General features: G+C 54.5%; 17 protein-coding genes and 1 tRNA gene. 5 read left to right on the top strand and 13 right to left on the bottom strand.

Features of this window, described 5'->3' with window-relative positions; translation table 11 throughout:
- Nucleotides 1–35 precede the first annotated feature (35 nt).
- Nucleotides 36–1313: an FAD-dependent hydroxylase gene (locus tag RHH81_RS08860; RefSeq protein WP_310744285.1), complete on the bottom strand. Its 1278-nt coding sequence runs from the start codon at nucleotides 1311–1313 to the stop codon at nucleotides 36–38.
- A gap of 114 nt (nucleotides 1314–1427) precedes the next feature.
- Here RHH81_RS08860 and RHH81_RS08855 point away from each other — a divergent pair, with 114 nt between their 5' ends.
- Entirely contained in the window at nucleotides 1428–2018 is a 591-nt protein-coding gene (locus RHH81_RS08855; protein WP_310744284.1) for a DUF3318 domain-containing protein, read from the top strand.
- On the opposite strand, the gene RHH81_RS08850 is transcribed toward RHH81_RS08855, so the two are convergent.
- Entirely contained in the window at nucleotides 2015–3172 is a 1158-nt protein-coding gene (locus RHH81_RS08850) for a DUF445 family protein (RefSeq protein ID WP_310743548.1), read from the bottom strand. The genes RHH81_RS08855 and RHH81_RS08850 overlap by 4 nt on opposite strands.
- Before the next feature lie 126 nt (nucleotides 3173–3298).
- A complete protein-coding gene (gene trxA, locus RHH81_RS08845) occupies nucleotides 3299–3613 on the bottom strand; it encodes a thioredoxin (RefSeq protein ID WP_149818701.1) in 315 nt (104 codons plus the stop codon).
- A 128-nt stretch (nucleotides 3614–3741) separates the two neighbouring features.
- Between trxA and RHH81_RS08840 the strand changes: the two genes are divergently transcribed.
- Nucleotides 3742–5388 (top strand): AarF/ABC1/UbiB kinase family protein, encoded by a 1647-nt coding sequence (locus tag RHH81_RS08840; protein ID WP_310742924.1) that lies wholly within the window; start codon nucleotides 3742–3744, stop codon nucleotides 5386–5388.
- Between the two features lie 4 nt (nucleotides 5389–5392).
- On the opposite strand, the gene RHH81_RS08835 is transcribed toward RHH81_RS08840, so the two are convergent.
- Together RHH81_RS08835 and typA are read right to left on the bottom strand one after the other, a co-directional pair.
- Complete coding sequence (locus RHH81_RS08835) at nucleotides 5393–5674, bottom strand: DUF3593 domain-containing protein (protein ID WP_302676089.1); 282 nt, start codon at nucleotides 5672–5674, stop codon at nucleotides 5393–5395.
- On the bottom strand, nucleotides 5674–7464 hold the full coding sequence (gene typA / locus RHH81_RS08830; protein ID WP_206199866.1) for a translational GTPase TypA: 1791 nt from the start codon (nucleotides 7462–7464) through the stop codon (nucleotides 5674–5676). Before typA ends, RHH81_RS08835 begins: the two co-directional genes overlap by 1 nt.
- A gap of 139 nt (nucleotides 7465–7603) precedes the next feature.
- Here typA and RHH81_RS08825 point away from each other — a divergent pair, with 139 nt between their 5' ends.
- Nucleotides 7604–10072: a cyclic nucleotide-binding domain-containing protein gene (locus tag RHH81_RS08825; RefSeq protein ID WP_310742923.1), complete on the top strand. Its 2469-nt coding sequence runs from the start codon at nucleotides 7604–7606 to the stop codon at nucleotides 10070–10072.
- Between the two features lie 28 nt (nucleotides 10073–10100).
- On the opposite strand, the gene RHH81_RS08820 is transcribed toward RHH81_RS08825, so the two are convergent.
- The 3 genes from RHH81_RS08820 to RHH81_RS08810 form a co-directional block, all read right to left on the bottom strand.
- On the bottom strand, nucleotides 10101–10556 hold the full coding sequence (locus RHH81_RS08820; protein ID WP_206199864.1) for a hypothetical protein: 456 nt from the start codon (nucleotides 10554–10556) through the stop codon (nucleotides 10101–10103).
- Nucleotides 10557–10571: 15 nt separating this feature from the next.
- A tRNA-Tyr gene (locus RHH81_RS08815) sits at nucleotides 10572–10653 on the bottom strand.
- 71 nt (nucleotides 10654–10724) lie between these two features.
- Nucleotides 10725–11237, bottom strand: a complete 513-nt coding sequence (locus RHH81_RS08810) for a hypothetical protein (protein WP_206199863.1) — start codon at nucleotides 11235–11237, stop codon at nucleotides 10725–10727.
- Between the two features lie 41 nt (nucleotides 11238–11278).
- Between RHH81_RS08810 and RHH81_RS08805 the strand changes: the two genes are divergently transcribed.
- Nucleotides 11279–13243 (top strand): CHASE2 domain-containing protein, encoded by a 1965-nt coding sequence (locus tag RHH81_RS08805; protein ID WP_206199862.1) that lies wholly within the window; start codon nucleotides 11279–11281, stop codon nucleotides 13241–13243.
- On the opposite strand, the gene RHH81_RS08800 is transcribed toward RHH81_RS08805, so the two are convergent.
- Genes RHH81_RS08800 through RHH81_RS08780 form a run of 5 tightly spaced genes read right to left on the bottom strand, consistent with a single transcriptional unit; the run spans nucleotide 13240 to nucleotide 16332 of the window.
- Complete coding sequence (locus RHH81_RS08800; RefSeq protein WP_310742922.1) at nucleotides 13240–14427, bottom strand: geranylgeranyl reductase family protein; 1188 nt, start codon at nucleotides 14425–14427, stop codon at nucleotides 13240–13242. The genes RHH81_RS08805 and RHH81_RS08800 overlap by 4 nt on opposite strands.
- 9 nt (nucleotides 14428–14436) lie before the next feature.
- Nucleotides 14437–14655 carry a GDCCVxC domain-containing (seleno)protein gene (locus RHH81_RS08795; protein WP_206199861.1) on the bottom strand — a complete coding sequence of 73 codons (219 nt, stop codon included), beginning with the start codon at nucleotides 14653–14655 and terminating at the stop codon, nucleotides 14437–14439.
- A gap of 16 nt (nucleotides 14656–14671) precedes the next feature.
- Nucleotides 14672–15049 (bottom strand): SaoD/DsrE family protein, encoded by a 378-nt coding sequence (locus RHH81_RS08790; RefSeq protein ID WP_302676094.1) that lies wholly within the window; start codon nucleotides 15047–15049, stop codon nucleotides 14672–14674.
- Nucleotides 15050–15081: 32 nt separating this feature from the next.
- Nucleotides 15082–15237 (bottom strand): DUF2256 domain-containing protein, encoded by a 156-nt coding sequence (locus RHH81_RS08785; protein WP_206199860.1) that lies wholly within the window; start codon nucleotides 15235–15237, stop codon nucleotides 15082–15084.
- 9 nt (nucleotides 15238–15246) lie between these two features.
- Nucleotides 15247–16332, bottom strand: a complete 1086-nt coding sequence (locus tag RHH81_RS08780; RefSeq protein WP_310742921.1) for a GTP-binding protein — start codon at nucleotides 16330–16332, stop codon at nucleotides 15247–15249.
- A gap of 208 nt (nucleotides 16333–16540) precedes the next feature.
- On the opposite strand from RHH81_RS08780, the gene pyk reads away from it, so the two are divergent.
- Nucleotides 16541–18325, top strand: a complete 1785-nt coding sequence (gene pyk, locus RHH81_RS08775; protein ID WP_302676097.1) for a pyruvate kinase — start codon at nucleotides 16541–16543, stop codon at nucleotides 18323–18325.
- Nucleotides 18326–18333: the final 8 nt, after the last annotated feature.

Raw genomic sequence — 18333 nt, 5'->3', positions numbered from 1 at the left:
GAATGACGGCGCTGGAGATAATTGCGCAGAAAGTTTTAACGCCCTCTGGGGAATTGACGATCGCTCGGTAGGGGTAGCAGGAGACCGGCCATAAACCGCAGCACCAGACGTTTGAAGGGGGCAACAGTTCGCAACAGCCACAAGCCCCAGCGGCGCACCCCCACCAAAGGCCACCACGCATTGGAAAAAAGCCGATTGAGTAGGTCGGTAAATCCAAGGGTTAGGGCATTTTGCCACCAGCGTTGACGGTGAAATTGGATCAAGGACGGGCGATCGCCCAGTCTCTCACAAGGTGTAGCAAGAATTTGTTGCGCCAGTGCCCACACATCCCGCAGGCCTAAATTTAGCCCTTGCCCTCCCACTGGATGACAGCGATGGGCGGCATCGCCAATAACCACAAAGCGATCGGCCACATAGGAATTCACTTGCATTAATTGGGTTGGAAAGACAAAGCGATCGCTCACCCCCGTAATCTGCGCCATCTGCGGGTCAAGATAGGGCTGAAGTTTCGCTAGAAAGGCGCGATCGTCGAGGGCAGCAACGGCTTGTGCCTCTGGGTGGGGCAGTGTCCAAACCACTCGATAGCGATTCCCCGCTAGGGGGAGCACCCCCATGGGGCCTGTTGGCCAAAAGCGTTCATAGGCGATCACGGGTTGGGGATGGGCAACCTCGAGGGTAGCAACCACACAGGACTGACCATATTGCCATCCCTTGGGTTCAATGCCCATCTGCTGCCGCAGGGGAGACTTGCCACCATCTGCTGCCACCACTAAACGCGCTGCCAAATGCGCCACTTGGGGTTCTGAGGAGTGGTCAGAGATGAGGGTGAGGTGGGCGCGATCGCCCTTCACTTCATTGGCCACCACCCGCCACGGACAATAGAACGTCACATTGCCAACAGACTGTAGAACGCTCTGAAGGGTCTCGGCGATCGCTGCATGTTCACCGACATAGCCAATGGCCGCTGTGCCCAAATCCTCAGGATAAAAGCGAACGGTCAAGGGGCAATGGCCATCGGAGAGTTGCACCACCTCAAAGGGCTGCACATGGGGCATCAGCTGATCCCACACCCCTATCCCCTCAAAGAAGTAGCGGGACACTTGGTGCAGAGCATAGGCTTGGCCTTTGGTGTTTTCCCGCGCGTAGGGTGTTGCTTCGATGAGAGCGATCGCTAGGCCACTATGGCGTAGGGCGCAGGCCAAGCTCAGACCCACAATCCCCGCACCGACAATCGCCACATCCACGGCGGGCAATTCTTGGCCAGAAGCAACCAGCGATTGTTCTGAGGGGGCAAAGGCCGATGTCATCACCATTTTGATTTGGGCACAAAAAACACTTGCTCCCTCATTCTAAGGAATTTAAAAGATTGCAGAAAAGGGATGGTAATGGCAGACTAAAGGCAGAGCAATGAGTGTATGACTTTCCCTATGACCCCAGAGGCTGAGATTCCGCGCTTGCTTGATCTGATGCCGGCGTCGGCACGGATGCGCTGTAAGTTGGTTTCTCGACCACAACAAAGCAAAGTGTTGCGCTATCAGCCCGCTCTTCCTTGGGGCGATCGCCCGATTGAAATTAACTTTCGCCTGTGGCAGCATCTCGATACCCCAGAGCGCGATCTTTTATTGCTGCGGGCAGTGGCGTGGTTTAACACCACGGGTTTGATCAAACTTGACCTCTACCAAGGACTCACGGTGGCAGGCTTGCTGGGTACAGTCTTACAAGTTGTCCAAGCAGATCCTGTCGGCATTTTGGTAGCCGGGGGGCTAACCACCTTTGCTGGCCTTCAAGTGTGGCAAAATACGCGGGGCATTCCCGTGGAAGTGGCGGCCGATCGCCAAGCCCTGCAATTGGCTCAACGGCGCGGCTACAGTGAACAAGAGGCTGCCAAGGCTCTCCTTGCAGGGATTTCTCAGGTGGCAGAGTTAGAGCGGCGTCCTATTCTTGATGTCACTGAACTCATTCGCTGCCAAAATCTACGCCAGTTGGCGGGTGAATCTGAGGTCAAAGTCCCTGTTTAGACCCCCTGAAGACTTTGCCAGTACAAAAAGCCGGCCTGTGCCACCCCAATCAAAAAGCCAAGAATGCCCCCCAAGCGGACAATGGCTTGCAACTCACTGCGAACAATGCCCTGAATGGCTAGTTCCAGATTTTCTGGCGAGGTGGCCTTGACCCGCTCCACAATCACCCGATCCAAATCCAAAATCGGAATCGCCCGCTCAATAATCAGTTCCATATCCCGTTCCAGATAGCGATCGAGCACTAGAGCCAATTCATCGCTGACCACTTCCAGCGAGGCACCCAGACTGGCTGAATCCCGCAGTCGCCGCAAAATACTCAGGGAAATCGTTTCCCACTCCACCGTTTGACTGAGCGTTTCAACGACACTAAAGCCCTGCTCCTGGATATAGCTGCGCACTGTCTGCCGAAACAGTTGCCGTAGCTCCCGCACCGTACCGAGGGGCAAACTTTGTAGGGTGATATTTTGCAGCGCTTCCACCAAGCGTTGCCGCAGTGCCAATGCCGTGATTAATTCTCCAAGGCGGCGGTTACAAGCTTCGCGTTCATTGAGACAATACTCCCGCAGGCGAATTAACGTATTGCGCACCCCCACCAGATTAGCCACCACCCAGTAGGTGCCACTGGTGTTTTGCCGCAGTTCTTGATCGAGGACATTAATCGTGCGATCGGTGAGAAAGTCAATAATCGCCAGTCGCAGGCGATCGGGGGGCAACATGACCGACAGCAGCCAATCTGCCAGTTTTTCCGCCTGCTCATCACTCAGTTGCAGCTCCACTAATACCTGATCAAAGAGTTGATTCAGTTGTGGTTCCAGAAAATCTTCCCGCCGCGACCACACTTTAATCAAACGGGGTAGGGCACTGCCAAAAAAATCCCGTAGAATATTGGCCAAAACTTGGGCCGATCGCTGTTCACTTTGAGCCTGAATTTGGCTCAGACTTGTTTGTAGGAGCCAATGGATGACCGCCTTCACTCGTTCCACTTGCAACAGACGCCGCGCTAAGTTTTGCAGCTCCTCTGGCGTCAGGAGAGAACCCAGAATGGCATCAGCAATGCGACGAGCCAGCCGCTCCTGATTGCGGGGAATCAGACCGGGGGTAAAGGGGAGTGGCTTGCCGCCGACATAAATAGGCTTGTAGGGGCGAAAGAGCATGGTAATGGCTAAATCATTCGTAAAGTAGCCGATGACGCCCCCCGCCAACGGTGGTACGAGCAATGTCCAATAGCTGATATTGGCCAATCCTGATTGATTCCTCAAACACCTTTCTTTTGAAGAATTTTACAGGCGGCGAATCGCATCAATCAGAACTTCTGGCGGCTGAACCCCTTCCCAGCGCTGAACCTCACGGCCTCGGTGGAAAAGAATCAAGGTTGGCAGAGCATGAACGTGGTATTGACTCGACAGTTGGGGATAGCGCTCGGAGTCAATTTTGACGACCTCAACAGCCGATTTCAAAACTTGCTTGACCTGCTCTAAAATCGGCGCCATCATGCGGCAAGGACCACACCAGTCGGCATAAAAGTCAACCAAGAGGGGTTTGTCTGTGGTGGCTAGGAGATCGCTGAAGCTACTAAATTGACGTGTGGTCGCCATAGCAAATTCCGATCAGGACTCTAGTTCTCATCATAGACACGGCAGAAGAGAATCGGGGCGAGCAAATCTGAATGCCCGTGAAAAAGGGAGTATTGTTGAGGTTGGGCACTTTTTGTGATTGCTGCTGAATGCTGGTTACTGCCTCTACCTATCGTCCGAGTTGCTGGCTCCTGTTTCGCCGTGTGAGCCAAATTGTGGGGGTGTTGGGGCGCTTTGGGAGTCAACTGCTGTGGGACTATACTTGGCGGCGGCGGAGCGATCGCGCCCAATCTCAACGTGCGCGTTGGCTCGTACAGCAATTATTGGTCTTGGGACCGACCTTTATTAAAATTGGTCAGTTTCTCTCCACTCGTTTTGATCTTTTGCCCCCGGCATACATTGAAGCGCTAAGAAAGCTACAGGATCAGGTGCCTGCCTTTGACTCGCGACAGGCGATCGCCCTGATTGAGCAGCACTTGGGGCAACCCCTTGCCGATCTCTACGCCACCTTTGATCCCAAACCCCTTGCAGCCGCCAGTCTCGGTCAAGTCCATCGCGCCACACTCCACAGTGGTGAACAGGTTGTTGTCAAGGTGCAACGCCCCCATCTAGAGGCACAACTTTATCTGGACTATCTGGCCATTGGTGAACTCATTCGCTGGGGCGATCGCTGGCTGCCCTTTCTCCGTCCCTATGCCCTCCAAGAGATTTATGAGGAGTTTTTTAGTATTCTGCTGCGGGAAATTGATTACGTTCAAGAGGGGCAAAATGCCGATCGCTTTCGTGCCAACTTTGCCCAAGACCCCCATATTCGCGTCCCCAAGGTCTATTGGACACATACTTGCCGCTATGTCCTGACGATGGAGTATCTCCCCGGCATTCGCATTGACAATCGCGCCGCCATCGAAGCCTTTGGCTTGAATCCCCAGATGATTAACCAGCGGGGAATTTGTTGCTATCTCAAGCAGTTATTAGTTGATGGCTTTTTCCATGCCGATCCGCATCCGGGGAACTTGGCCGTGACCAAGGAAGGTGATCTGATCTTCTATGACTACGGCATGATGACAGAAGTGCCAGCCCTGAATCAGCAGCAGATGGTACAAACATTTTTTGCGGTGCTGCAAAAGGATAGCGATCGCGTGATTGCTGCCTTGATTGAACTGGGGCTATTGATGCCTGTTACCGATAGAGTCCCCCTACAACGGATTATGCAATTGATTTTAGATCGATTTACCGAACGGCCTGTGGATTTAACCGCCTTTCGGGAGTTGCAACAGGATGTGTATGCCCTTTTTGAGCAGCAGCCCTTTCGCCTACCCGCAAAGATGACCTATATTCTCAAGTCCCTCACAACCCTCGATGGGATTGCCCGCAGTTTAGACCCTGAGTACAACCTGAGTGCGGCGGCCCAACCCTTTGTCAAGGAATTCATGCGTCGCTCGCGGGGGGGCTGGCGAGAACTGATTCATCAAACCCAAACCCTAATCAACCAGCGATTACAGCAGCCCAGTCGCCTTGAAGTGCGGCTGCAACAGTTAGAGGATCGCTTGGCTTGTGGCGAACTGCAACTGTCGGTGCGCAATCCCACCATGGAGCGGCAACTGCGGCGCATTGAGAGTTTGTTAATTTGTTTAGTCTATTTGGGATTGGCTGGTTTTACCCTTTTGGCGGGGGCGATGTTGTGGTCAGCCAAAGCTTTGGGGGGGGCGATCGCTCTTTTTACAGTAGCAGCACTAGCGGGTTTGGCACTCCTGCGTAGTTGGCTGCGCTTTCTTTGGTTATGCCGCTGGCAATAGGCGGTTAGGAGGATTCCCTGAGGGCGCGGCGAAAGCCCAAGGCAATCAGGATATTGGCCAAGGTTAGAAAAAATTCTGCCCCCCCGTGCAACCCATCCACATTGGCCAAGGTTGTGTCATAGACCTGCTGGGCATAGAGTCCCGCTGGAATGGTGACAGCAACAAACACCAGTGTCCCATAGAAGCCAATGAGGGCTAAACGGGGGGTGTTGGGGTTGCGGGTCATGAAGTACAAGAACCCCAAATAGGGAAACAGCGAGAGGGCAAAAAAGGCATTCGTCAGCATTAGCGGCGTGCCAGCTTCTTGCTCATTTTGCGCAGTCGGATGGATTGGGGCGTTACCTCCACCAGTTCATCGGGGCCAATGTACTCCAGTGCCCGCTCTAGGCTCATTTCCACAGGTGCTTGCAGTTGCACTAGTTCATCCCCCGTTGAGGAGCGGAAGTTGGTGAGTTGTTTGGCTTTGCAGACGTTGATTTCGAGGTCTTGGGGACGGTTATGCTCACCGACAATCATACCCTTATAGACTTTGGTGCCGGGGGTAATGAAAAAGACACCACGATCTTCGGCGTTTTTCAGGGCATAGAAGGTGGCCGTGCCCTCCTCAAAGGCAATTAAGACGCCATTGCGACGGGTGCTGATCTCGCCTGCCAAGGGACGATAGTCCAAAAAGCTGTGGTTCATAATCCCTTCGCCGCGCGTTAGGCGCATAAATTCGCCCCGGAAACCAATGAGACCCCGCGCCGGAATCACAAACTCCAGTTGCGTCCGACCATTGCCCCCCACCTGCATATCCTGCATTTCACCGCGTCGCTGGCCGAGACGCTCAATACAGCCGCCAACGGCTTCATCGGGAACGTCGAGCACTAAGCATTCGTAGGGTTCGCAGGGCTGACCATTGACTTCACGATAGATCACCTGTGGCTGGGACACTTGGAATTCATAGCCTTCGCGGCGCATCGTTTCAATGAGAATGCCAAGGTGCAATTCACCCCGACCAGAAACGGCAAAGCGATCGGGGGAGTCAGTTTCTTCGACCCGCAGTGCCACGTTGGTTTCCAGTTCCCGAAACAGGCGATCGCGCAATTGCCGCGAGGTCACAAAGGTTCCCTCCTGACCGGCAAAGGGGGAGTCATTGACCGCAAAGGTCATTTGCAGGGTCGGTTCATCCACCTTGATCAGGGGTAGGGCTTGGGGGTTGTTGGGGTCGGTGATGGTTTCGCCAATGTTGGCATCACTAAAGCCCGCGATCGCCACAATATTGCCGGCACTGGCCATGTCCAATTCAATCCGCTTCAGTCCCTCAAAGCCCAAGAGTTTGGTCATCTTTGCCTTGACAATTTGGCCGTTATCCTTGACCAAGGCCGCCTGCTGTCCCACCTGCACGGTGCCGTTGTGAATTTTGCCAATGACAATTCGCCCTAGGTACTCCGAGTAATCCAAGGTGGTCACCTGCAGTTGCAGCGGCGCATCGGGATTGCCCACGGGCGGTGGAATATGGCGGACAATGGCCTCAAAGAGGGGCTGCATATCCTTGCCCTCTTCGTCTAGATCTGTTTTTGCGTAGCCCGCCAAGCCCGAAGCAAAAAGATAGGGAAACTCGCACTGATCATCATCCGCCCCCAGCTCAATAAATAAGTCCAACACCTTATCAATGGCTTTGTAGGGTTCTGCCTGCGGCCGGTCAATTTTATTCACAACCACAATGGGGCGCAGACCTTTTTCCAGGGCTTTTTTCAGGACAAAGCGGGTTTGGGGCATTGGCCCTTCGTTGGCATCGACAATCAGCAGACAACCCTCCACCATGCCAAGGACGCGCTCCACTTCACCGCCAAAATCGGCGTGGCCGGGGGTATCCACAATGTTAATCGTCAAGTCTTTGTAGCGAACCGCTGTATTCTTGGCCAGAATCGTAATGCCACGCTCGCGCTCCAGATCATGGGAGTCCATGACGCACTCAGGAATGTCTTCCCCTTCACGAAAGGTACCCGACTGACGCAGTAGGGCATCCACCAGAGTGGTTTTGCCGTGGTCAACGTGGGCGATAATGGCAACATTACGAATCGGCAGACTCATAGCGACTTCCTGCGGGTTTTGTAATAGAGCGTTGAGGAGCGTAAGAAACCTTTACAATCCTAGCGTAGTTTGGTAAAGGAACTGAGCCATAGGTAGTGAGGTGTTTCCTCATCACTAATTTTGTTGGGGGGTGCCCTCGATGACCGATCGCCTGAGTTGGCTGCAAACCCATACTCCTCTTAGATCGCTTTCTTTGGCAGCATTAGAGGCGATCGCTGCCGCCCTGCGCACAGAATCCATTGCGGCCAATCGTCGCATTGTCCTTGAAGACACACCCGTTACTCATCTGATGATCCTGCGATCGGGAGAGCTGGAAGCCTACCACACCACCCGCGATCGCCCCGCCACTATAACGACCCTGCCACCGGGAACGGTTTTGCACTGGCCAGAACTGGTACTGGAGCAACGGGCACCGCAAACAGTGATTACCCTCACGGACTGTGAATTGTGGACATTGCCCCGCGAGGTGTTTGCCACATTGGCTGATCAATTTCCCGAACTCCGCCAACAGGTGTCGCAGCAGTTGCAAAGTACCCTCAGTGATCTTGCCCACGAGCAGGAGCGGCAGGCAGTCTTGCGCCCCTATCTTGTACCGCGCGTAAAACAGGGAATTGTGGGGAGTAGTCGCTATGCCGTGCGCTTACGCCAAGGGATTAAAGAGGCCGCGAGCGATCGCCAGCCGGTATTGATTTTTGGTGAACCGGGTCTGGAAAAGGACAATATTGCTGCGCTAATTCATTATGGCTCGCGCGATCGTCGCCAACCCCTGATTCGTTTTAACTGTGGCACCCTATCCGCCAATGGGGCAGAACTCTTTGGCAAAGCCACGAAACTAGGTCTCCTTGACTGGGTCGCAGAGGGCACCCTGATCCTCAACAATGTCCATGAATGGCCTGCCCAGCTCTATCCGCAACTGCGCCGCCTTGTGGCCGAACAGACCTATGAACCCGTCGCCGACCCCCCCGTACCCTCCCGCCGCTTTCCGGGGCGATTGATCTTGATTGCCGAAAAGAAAGGCTGCGGTTACCAAAATCTGGTGCACCACCAAATTAAAGTACCCCCACTGCGGGTGACAAAAGCAGATATTGAAGCCTTGGTGAATTACTATATTGCCCTCTACTGCCGGCAACGGGGCATTCCTAAGCCTCAGATTACCCCCGAAGCCCTACGCCGGCTGCAAAGTTATGATTTTCCCGGCAATTTGCGGGAGTTGGCGAGTCTGGTGGAGCGTGCCCTTGTGCAAGCAGACGGGGCGGAGTTACTCACTGAAGAAGTCTTTTGGCCGGAGCGATCGCGCCAACGGCGATTTCGTTGGAACCTACTCAATGCCTATCCCCAATTGCGTGCTTTTCTACGCAGTCCGTGGTGGCCCGATCGCCTCAACTATGGCCTGACCCTTTGGCTTTTTCCGCTGATTGTCGGCATTGGCCTCTGGGGACCCCAAGATCGCCCAGACAACTTTACCCTGAACCTCTTCTGGGCGTGGTGGTGGCCGGTCTCATTGCTGATCTTTCCCTTCTTGGGGCGCATTTGGTGTGCGGTCTGCCCCTTTATGATTTACGGCGAAGTCCTGCAAAGGCTATCCCTCAAGATTTGGCCGCGCAAGCTGCGCCCTTGGCCGCGTCAACTGGCGGAACGCTGGGGGGGCTGGGTGCTCTTTGGCCTCTTTGCCGTGATTCTCCTGTGGGAAGAATTGTGGGATTTACCCAATACGGCCTATCTCTCCAGTTGGCTACTGATCTTGATTACAGCGGGAGCCGTGATTTTTTCTCAGCTCTATGAACGTCGCTTTTGGTGTCGCTATCTCTGCCCCATTGGTGGCATGAATGGCCTCTTTGGCAAACTCTCCATTCTTGAATTGCGGGCACAGCAGGGGGTGTGCGCTGCCAGTTGCCAGACCTACCAATGCTACAAAGGGGGGCCCGCCCTTGGGGAAGGTCAAGAAACGGGGGGCTGTCCCGTCTATTCCCATCCGGCTCAACTAACGGATAACCGCAATTGCGTTTTGTGTATGACCTGTCTCAAGGCTTGCCCGCATCGCTCGGTGGAAGTGAATCTGCGTCCGCCGGCTATTGATCTCTGGACCAGTCATGAGGCCACGGCGGCTGAAGTTTGCCTGCTGTTTTTGCTCTTGGGGGCGGTGGTATTGCACCGTTTACCGCTGCTTCTGGCATGGCTGGGACTTGCAGAGGCCAATTTGGGCGTGCAGGCGATGATTGCGGTGGTGGCGCTAGCTCTGCCGGGACTCTTGGCATGGGGTTGGCATCAGATACACCGACAAGGCTCGGTTCCCTTTGTGCGCTTGGCCTATGGGTATCTGCCTTTGGTGCTGGGTGCCAATTTGGCCTATTATTTGCCCCTTGGTCTAGGGGAGGCGGGTCAGTTGTTGCCCGTAACCTTTGCAACCTTTGGCCTCGATGGCACGAGTTTGCCCAGTTGGCAAGCCCATCCAGCAGTGATCGGGTTCCTGCAAACGACCACACTTGTTGTCAGTACCCTTGCCAGTTTGCTCCTCAGTCAAAAGATTGCGCGATCGCCCCTACGACAGATGTGGCACCCTTGGCTAGGCATTCTCGCTCTCGCTTGGGGAATTGCCTATTTACTTTGATGGGCTGGGCTGGATTCGCAAAACTTCATCAAAGGCGTGGCGTGTCAAAGAACAGCAGCTTAGTGATTAAGCCAGCAGCCAGCACTAGCAGCGTCACCAAGAATCCCCACAAACGAGCATCGGTTCCATCCTGCCGTTTGACAATTTGCTGCAATGTGGTCTCTACTGTGTCAATGCGCTGCCCCAATTGTGTCTCTACGGCACTAATACGCTGCGACAATTGCGCCTCTACGGCATTGATGCGCTGTTCCAGCTTGGCCTCAACGGCATTGATACGCTGCTCTAGCTTGGCCTCAACAGCATTGATACGCTGCTCTAGCTTCGCCTCAACAGCATCAATTTTGTCCTCAAGTCGTTGGAACCTCTCGCCACTGGTGGCAATGTGAATATCTAGCTTTTTCTCTATAGCCTGAAGACTGGCCTGCATCCCTTGGATGGCATCCAACACTTGACTCCATTCAGATCGCGTTACAGGTTCACTCATGCTTTTTTATCTCTATGGGCCGGGCTGGATTCGAACCAGCGTAGGCGTAGCCAACGGATTTACAGTCCGCCCCCATTAACCACTCGGGCACCGACCCTTTCATCGCGATTTTTTAATATACCACATCAGGGGGGAGACTTGAGCTTCCCGTTTTGAGAAAACCATTCCCTACTCGTCGAGGGTGTAGCTTTGCAGGTTTTCTAGGGGTTGCACTTTGAGGAGACGTTCGGCGCGGCGAATCTCGCTGTCGCTACCTTGAATTAGGATCAGGTATTTGCCCCGCTGCAATCGCTTTTCAAAGGGGATGCCCGACTTACCCGTAATCACCACTTGCAGACCACCACCTACGGTGAGACTACCGAGAGCGCCAGCGATCGCCCCAAAGATGCCCCCCAAAAGACTATTGTTGAGGCGATCCAGCATCGGCAGAATGTCAATTTGAGTCGCTTGGTTAAAGGTAAAACCGGCAAAGAAGCCAAAGGGAACAAGCCAGATCAACATCCGTTGCATTTGCTGGCGTGCCACTTGAAAGGGATCGGTAAGTCCCAACTCTGACCACTGTTTGTAGCCTCGACCCAAAAGGGCGACCTTTGCCATGGGGAAGCCGTCCTTTTCCAGCTGGGTATAAACGGCCTCGGCTTGGAGGCGATCGCCCAATGTCGCTACCAAGTAATTTTTCATAGCGATAGGATGAAGAAAATCTCTTGCTTGCTTGCAAAGCTATGCTGCCCCTATTGTCCCACTTTCGCCGCACCTTTGCTGATCTGGGTCTGATTGTCGTAGCCAGTGCCATCGCCAGCACGGTGGTGATTGGGATTCGCGAAATGGGTTGGCTCCAACCCCTGGAATTGGGTGCCTACGATCGCCTGATGCAATTGCGCCCTATGCCCGGCCCCGATCCGCGACTCTTGGTGGTGGCAGTCACCGAAGCCGATATTCAACGTTACCGCTCCCTATCGCTGCCGGATCAGATCTATGCCCAAGCTCTAAAACAACTCCTCAAACATCAGCCCCGTGCCATTGGTCTTGATATTTACCGCGATTTTGCTGTACCGCCGGGACATGAGGAATTAAACCGCCTTTGGTTAAGTTCCGATCGCCTGTTTGCGGTCACGAAACTAGGGGATGCCACTCACCCAACCATTCGTCCGCCGGCGGCCCTCAGTGCCGATCAGGTGGGATTTAATGATGTCACTGTGGATGCCGGTGGCATTGTCCGTCGCAGCTTGTTATTTTTGCCGGACGATCAGGGGAATACGCTGTACTCTTTCTCCTTGCGGCTGGCGCTGCGGTACTTAGCCGATGGGGGGATTGAGCCACGGGGCAGTGATGCCGATCCCAATGTAATGCAGTTGGGGCAGAGTATTTTCACACCCCTGCAACCCAATGACGGCGGTTATGTGGGTGCCGATACGGCGGGCTATCAAATTATGCTCAACTATCGCGGTGATCAGCGGGCAGTGACTTGGGTACCTTTGGAGGATGTGCTCAATGGGCGGGTTGCTCCTGCATTGATTCGCGATCGCGTGGTTCTCATTGGCAACATTGCCGAAAGTGGCAAAGACTTTTTCTATACCCCCTTTAGTTCCGGCCTGCGGGACAATCAGCGCATGGCAGGGGTGTTTATCCACGCCCAAATGGTGGGGCAATTCATTGATGCGGGTTTGGGCGATCGCGCGGTTATATGGTTTTGGCCCAACAGTGTCGAGAACGTTTGGATTGTTCTTTGGGCATTGATTGGTGCCATCCTTGCTTGGCGCGTGCGCCATCCCTTGGCTCTAGCAACGGCAGTGGGCACGGCTCTCCTCATCCTACTGCTGGCCTGTTATGGGTTGTTTTTGAAATTGGGCTGGGTGCCCCTTGTACCGCCAGCATTGACCCTCCTCCTTGGCAGTGGCGGAGTCGTCACCTACACTGCACAACAAGCCCAACAGCAACGGCAAATGGTGATGCGCCTCCTTGGCCAAAATATCTCACCGGAAATTGCCGCTGCCATGTGGGAACGGCGGGATGAACTCCTCAAGGATGGTAAGTTGCCCGGCCAACGCCTGATTGCCACACTGCTTTTTACTGACTTGAAGGGGTTTAGCACCATTTCTGAAGGTATGGAACCGGAGGAACTCTTTAACTGGCTCAATGCCTATCTCGAAAAAGTGGCGGATGTGGTACAAAGCTACCACGGCGTGATTAATAAGTTCACCGGTGACGGCATTATGGCCGTGTTTGGCGTGCCCATTAAACGAACCAGCCGCGAAGGAATTGCCATTGATGCCCGCAATGCCGTGGATTGTGCCTTGGCCTTGGGACAACTACTAGAGGAACTGAATCGTGAATGGGCGGCTCAAGGGTTACCGCAGGTGATGATGCGGGCGGGGATCTACACAGGTCCGATTGTGGTCGGCAGTCTCGGTAGTAAAAATCGCCTCGAGTACGGTGTGATTGGCGACAGTGTGAATACCGCCTCGCGCCTTGAGAGTGTGGACAAGCACCGCCAGCCTAGCCCCTGTCGGATTTTAGTGGCACAGGAAACGCTGGAGTATCTCGGCGATCGCTACGAGGTCGAGGCATGGGGACCGTTGGAACTCAAGGGCAAAGAGCGCAAAATTCAGGTCTTTCGCATTCTCGGCGTCCGCGAAGGGCTGGCGATCGCCCCCAATCAGCCCACCGCCATTGAAGTGGAGATCTAACGTCCGGGAATCAGGGAACTGCTGAGCCGTTGGATGGCACGGCCAGCAATATCGCGATAGCGCAACTCACCACAGAGGACTTGACCGAGCCGCTGGGTAGCGGAGGGGCGTTTCATGGCAAGGTGGTAGCCGACCTTCGGCATGCGATGGAAGAGTGCTGCGAGGCGTTGCGCCCACACTAAATCCGCTCCCCATTCCTCCTGCAATCTTTTGCTGTAGGTGGCCAAGGCATCCACTTCGCCAGCAAGAGCTGCGTCAATGGCTTCAGCAGCCCGCATGCCACTGTAGAGAGCAGGACGAACTCCCTCAGCCGAAAAGGGATCTACCAGACCAGCGGCTTCACCCGCAAGGAGGGCATGGTGGGTATGGAGTGGTTGCTGACCCTCCCATACCCGCAGGGGATGGTATTGAATGGCAGCGTCGGCCAACTGCAGCCCATGGGCAGCGCAATACTGTTGCAAAATCGGTTCCCAATTGGGGCGATCGCTGCCCCGCACAACAGCAACCCCAACGGTTCGCTGGTTCCCCTTCGGAAAACTCCAGAGGTAACCATTTTTCACGAGGCCAAATTCAAAATGCGCCGCGCGATCCCCCCCTAGATTGGGGATGGTCATCACCGCCGCCGTGCGCACCACTTTGGGCTTAAACCCCAGCCACTGAGCCACTTGACTATTGGCACCATCGGCAGCAATGAGATACCGCCCACCATAGGTCGTGGTTGCCGTGTGGATCTGCCAGCGATCTGCTTGGAACGTAATCCCAGTAACCTCGGTCTGATCTGTAACAACCGCACCCCTTTGTTGTGCCTGCTGCAACAGGTACTGATCAAACACCGTGCGATCAACAATCCAGATGGGTTCGGGAATGCTTAACTCGGCTTCAATGGCATCACTGAGCTGCCAACTGTAGCGCACAGTGCGGGTGGTATCGGCAATGGCGGGCTGAAAATCAAAATCAAACCACTGGGCAATGGCGGGTGAAACCCCTCCAGTGCAGGGCTTTGAGCGGGGCAAGGCCAATTTTTCTAGAACTAAAACCTGACGTCCGCGGCAAGCGAGATGATAGGCGGCTGACCCGCCAGCAGCACCCCCACCCACCACAATACAGTCGTAGATTGCCTGCATACGGTTACTCACGGGAGGCAAAAGCGCCCCCACGATAGCGGTTTCCGCAGGGGGTAGCAACCCCCAATTCTAGCGATCGCCAGTGTGTTCCAGCTGCCGCGATGGGCAAGGAACCGTGCCGTAGCTACAGAAGACACAACAGTCCCCCGCCTTGGGTTTGAGGTGGGCATGACATTGGGGACACTCCCAGAACACGACACAGGCATCGCTGGGCATCCATTCCGCTTGCTCCGTGTGACAATGGGGACAGACCAAGGTGCTGGAAAACACAACTGACGGTTGACTCATCTTCCTCAGCAGAGACTCAAAGGGTAATGACTTGATCGAGTCCGCTGTCTGCAAGGCTAGCATAAAACTGCGGAAAGCAGCCACACACTACCCCTTCAACCATCCCCTTGGCTTTGACAGAACCGGTACCACATTCGTCAAATGTTCCTTCGGCCAAACCACGGCGCACCGCACACTGATCACAGGCCATGAGTAAAATCCCCTGTTCCTTGGCAATGCGGGCTAAGCGCTCACCAACGGGATCCCCTAAACGCAAACAAAAGAGGTTATCATCAAAAAACATCATACCCACCACTTCAGCGCCATGATCGCCCCGCTCCAGCTGCGGTAAAACCATCGTTGCCAGCTTAAAGGTGCTGGCCATGTCAGTGGCAAAAATATAGGCAACTTTCATAGAACCATTCCTTTTGATTCAGCAAAAGCACATTAACTTTGGGCTTGGGAGCGCCGCCGCCGACAGCGCTCAGAACAGTACTTCACCTCCTCCCAGCAATTCGCCCATTTTTTGCGCCATTGGAAAGGCCGGCCACAGACCAGACAAATTTTGCTGGGAAGGTTTTCTTTGCGCCGTTGCTTGGCCATGATTGGGGGTTATGCGTCAGTGACACAGGCGGCCAACTGGGTCAGCAGGGTTGGATGATCCAAATTTTGGCCAATGAGCACCAGTTGATTTTTGCGATCGCCTTTCCATTCCTCATCATCGAGACTAAAGCGCTTACCACTGAGGTGAAAGACGTGGCGGCGGGGACTTTCCTTAAACCAAAGGATGCCCTTGGCACGAAAGACGGATTCCGGTAGCTGGTGATCCAGAAAATACTGGAATTTGCGCAGTTCAAAGGGGCGATCGCTCTGGAAGGAAACGGAGGTAAAGCCATCCTCTTCAAGGTGGTTGGAGGTCTGATGGGGGTGAGGATGATCATGATCGCAATGGTCATCACACTCATGATGATGGTGGTGACCGTGGTCGTGATGGTGGTGCTCATGGTCGTGTTCTGAATGCTGGGGCGCTGCCTCAGGCTGGAAGTAGCGATCGCTCTCAAACAGCCCCACACTCAAAATCAAGGGCAGGGGCACTTGCGCCTTCACCGTACAAATGATCCGCGCTCCCTCCCGCATTTCGTGAATTCGCCGTTCTAACTCCTGCAAGCGTTCCTCAGTCACCAGATCTGCTTTGTTGAGGAGAATAATGTCACCGTAGGCAATTTGGCTTTGGGCAGCGCTGCTATTGAAAAGATCAAGACTAAAGTTCTCCGCATCCACCACCGTAATAATTGAATCCAAACGGGTGAGATCCCGCAGCTCAGTTCCCAAAAAGGTCAGAGCCACCGGCAGTGGATCCGCCAAGCCCGTTGTTTCCACGACTAAATAGTCCACCTTGTCAGGACGTTCGAGAACCCGATAAACTGCATTCACCAAGTCATTGTTAATCGTGCAGCAGATACAGCCATTGGTGAGCTCCACCATGCCCTCATCCTTGGTCACCAATAGCTCATTATCAATACCAATTTCCCCAAATTCATTGACAAGGACGGCGGTCTTCAGTCCCTGTTGATTGGTCAGAATATGATTGAGGAGTGTGGTTTTACCACTACCGAGAAACCCTGTAATGATAGTTACCGGTAGGCCGTGCTTCATTGCCTCCATTTTGGCAGTTGTAGGCAGGGAAGAAGTCGTCATAGGCAGGATGTTAAGAGCGAGAATTATTCTCAAATTATAGCCGCTGCACCTCGCTCAAGGGGTGAGCGATCGCTGTAGGCTAGAAACAAGACCCGATTGCCACCAACAGCCGTTACCGTGGGTAGGACAATGTCCAAAACGCTCCTGCATGTCTCCCCATGTCAAGCAAAATAGGGTAACCTGTTGAGGCCTAACGATTAAGTTGAATATGTCGAACCAGCCGTTGCAACGCCGCACTAAAATTGTCGCCACCATTGGTCCAGCGGTTAGCCATCCCGATAAACTGCGCGCCATTATCCAAGCGGGAGCGACTACCCTGCGCCTGAATTTTTCCCATGGTACCCACGACGATCACCAGCGCAGCATTCGCCTGATTCGCCAAATTTCCTATGAGTTGGGGCAACCCGTGGGCATTTTGCAGGACTTGCAAGGCCCCAAAATTCGCCTCGGGCGGTTTGAACAGGGCGCCATTTCCCTCAAACGGGGCGATCGCTTTACCCTCACCAGTCGCTCCGTCATGGGCAACCAGCACATTAGCTCGATTACCTATCCCCCCTTGGCTCAGGAGGTTCCCGCCGGCGCCACGATTTTGCTGGATGATGGCCGCGTGGAAATGGTCGTTGAAGAAGTGGATAAGGAGGCGGGTGAACTCCACTGCCGAGTGGTTGTTGGCGGCACGCTCTCGAATGCCAAGGGCGTGAACTTTCCAGGGGTTTACCTCTCCATTAAGGCCCTGACAGAGAAAGATCGTGAAGATCTGATGTTTGGCCTCAATCAAGGGGTAGATTGGGTGGCCCTCAGCTTTGTTCGCAATCCCCAAGATGTACTGGAGATCAAAGAACTGATTGCCAATGCGGGCAAGCAGGTGCCGGTGATTGCCAAAATCGAAAAGCACGAGGCGATCGAGCAAATGGATGCCATCCTCTCCCTCTGCGATGGTGTCATGGTGGCACGGGGAGATTTGGGGGTGGAACTGCCCGCCGAAGAGGTGCCGATTCTGCAAAAACGGCTGATTGCTGCCGCCAACCGCTTGGGCATTCCCGTGATTACGGCCACACAAATGCTGGACAGCATGGTGAAAAGCCCCCGCCCTACCCGTGCCGAGATTTCCGATGTCGCCAATGCTATTCTCGATGGCACCGATGCCGTGATGCTCTCCAATGAAACGGCCATGGGGGAATACCCCGTCGAGGCAGTGAAGATGATGGCGACGATCGCTGCCCGCATCGACAACCAACCCCAACTGCGGCAACCGCCCGTGGCTGAGTCCATAGCGGTGCGTTCCATTCCCAATGCCATTAGTCAAGCGGTGGGACAGGTGGCAGCACAGCTTCATGCCAAGGCCATCATTACCCAAACCAAGAGCGGCGCTACAGCCCGCAATGTCTCCAAGTTTCGTCCCCAAATTCCGATTTTGGCGGCAACGCCCCATATCGAGGTGGCACGGCGCTTGCAGTTAGTCTGGGGGGTCGAACCACTGCTGACTCTGGATCATCCCTCGATGCGGCAGTCGTTTCAGGCAGCCATTAATGCGGCACAGGAGCGGGGCTTCCTAGAGGAAGGGGATCTAGTGGTGATGACCGCTGGCACGCTGCAAGGAGTCTCTGGCTCCACGGATATGATCAAGGTGGAACTCGTCACCTCGGTGATGGGACGCGGCTGTGGCATTGGTCATGGGTCGGTGAGTGGCCCGGCGCGGGTGGTGCACGAAGGAATGCCAGTTCGCACGTTTAATAGTGGCGAAATTTTGGTGGCCGAGCGCACCAGTGCTGAATTGGTGGAAGCCATTCGCAAAGCGGCAGGCATTATTACCGAAGAGGATAGCCTGACGAGCCACGCGGCGGTCTTGGGGTTGCGCTTGGGAATTCCAGTGATTGTCGGGGTCAAAAATGCCACCCGCCTGATCCGCGAGGGCACGATTCTCACTATGGATGTGGAGCGGGGCTTGGTCTATTCCGGTGCGCGCAATGGCGTCGAGCGATCGCCCGAGTAGGAGTGGAA

The organism is Thermosynechococcus sp. PKX95, assembly GCF_031583295.1.
In the GTDB taxonomy this organism is placed as follows: domain Bacteria; phylum Cyanobacteriota; class Cyanobacteriia; order Thermosynechococcales; family Thermosynechococcaceae; genus Thermosynechococcus.
This window is presented reverse-complemented; position numbering and strand designations above follow the sequence as displayed.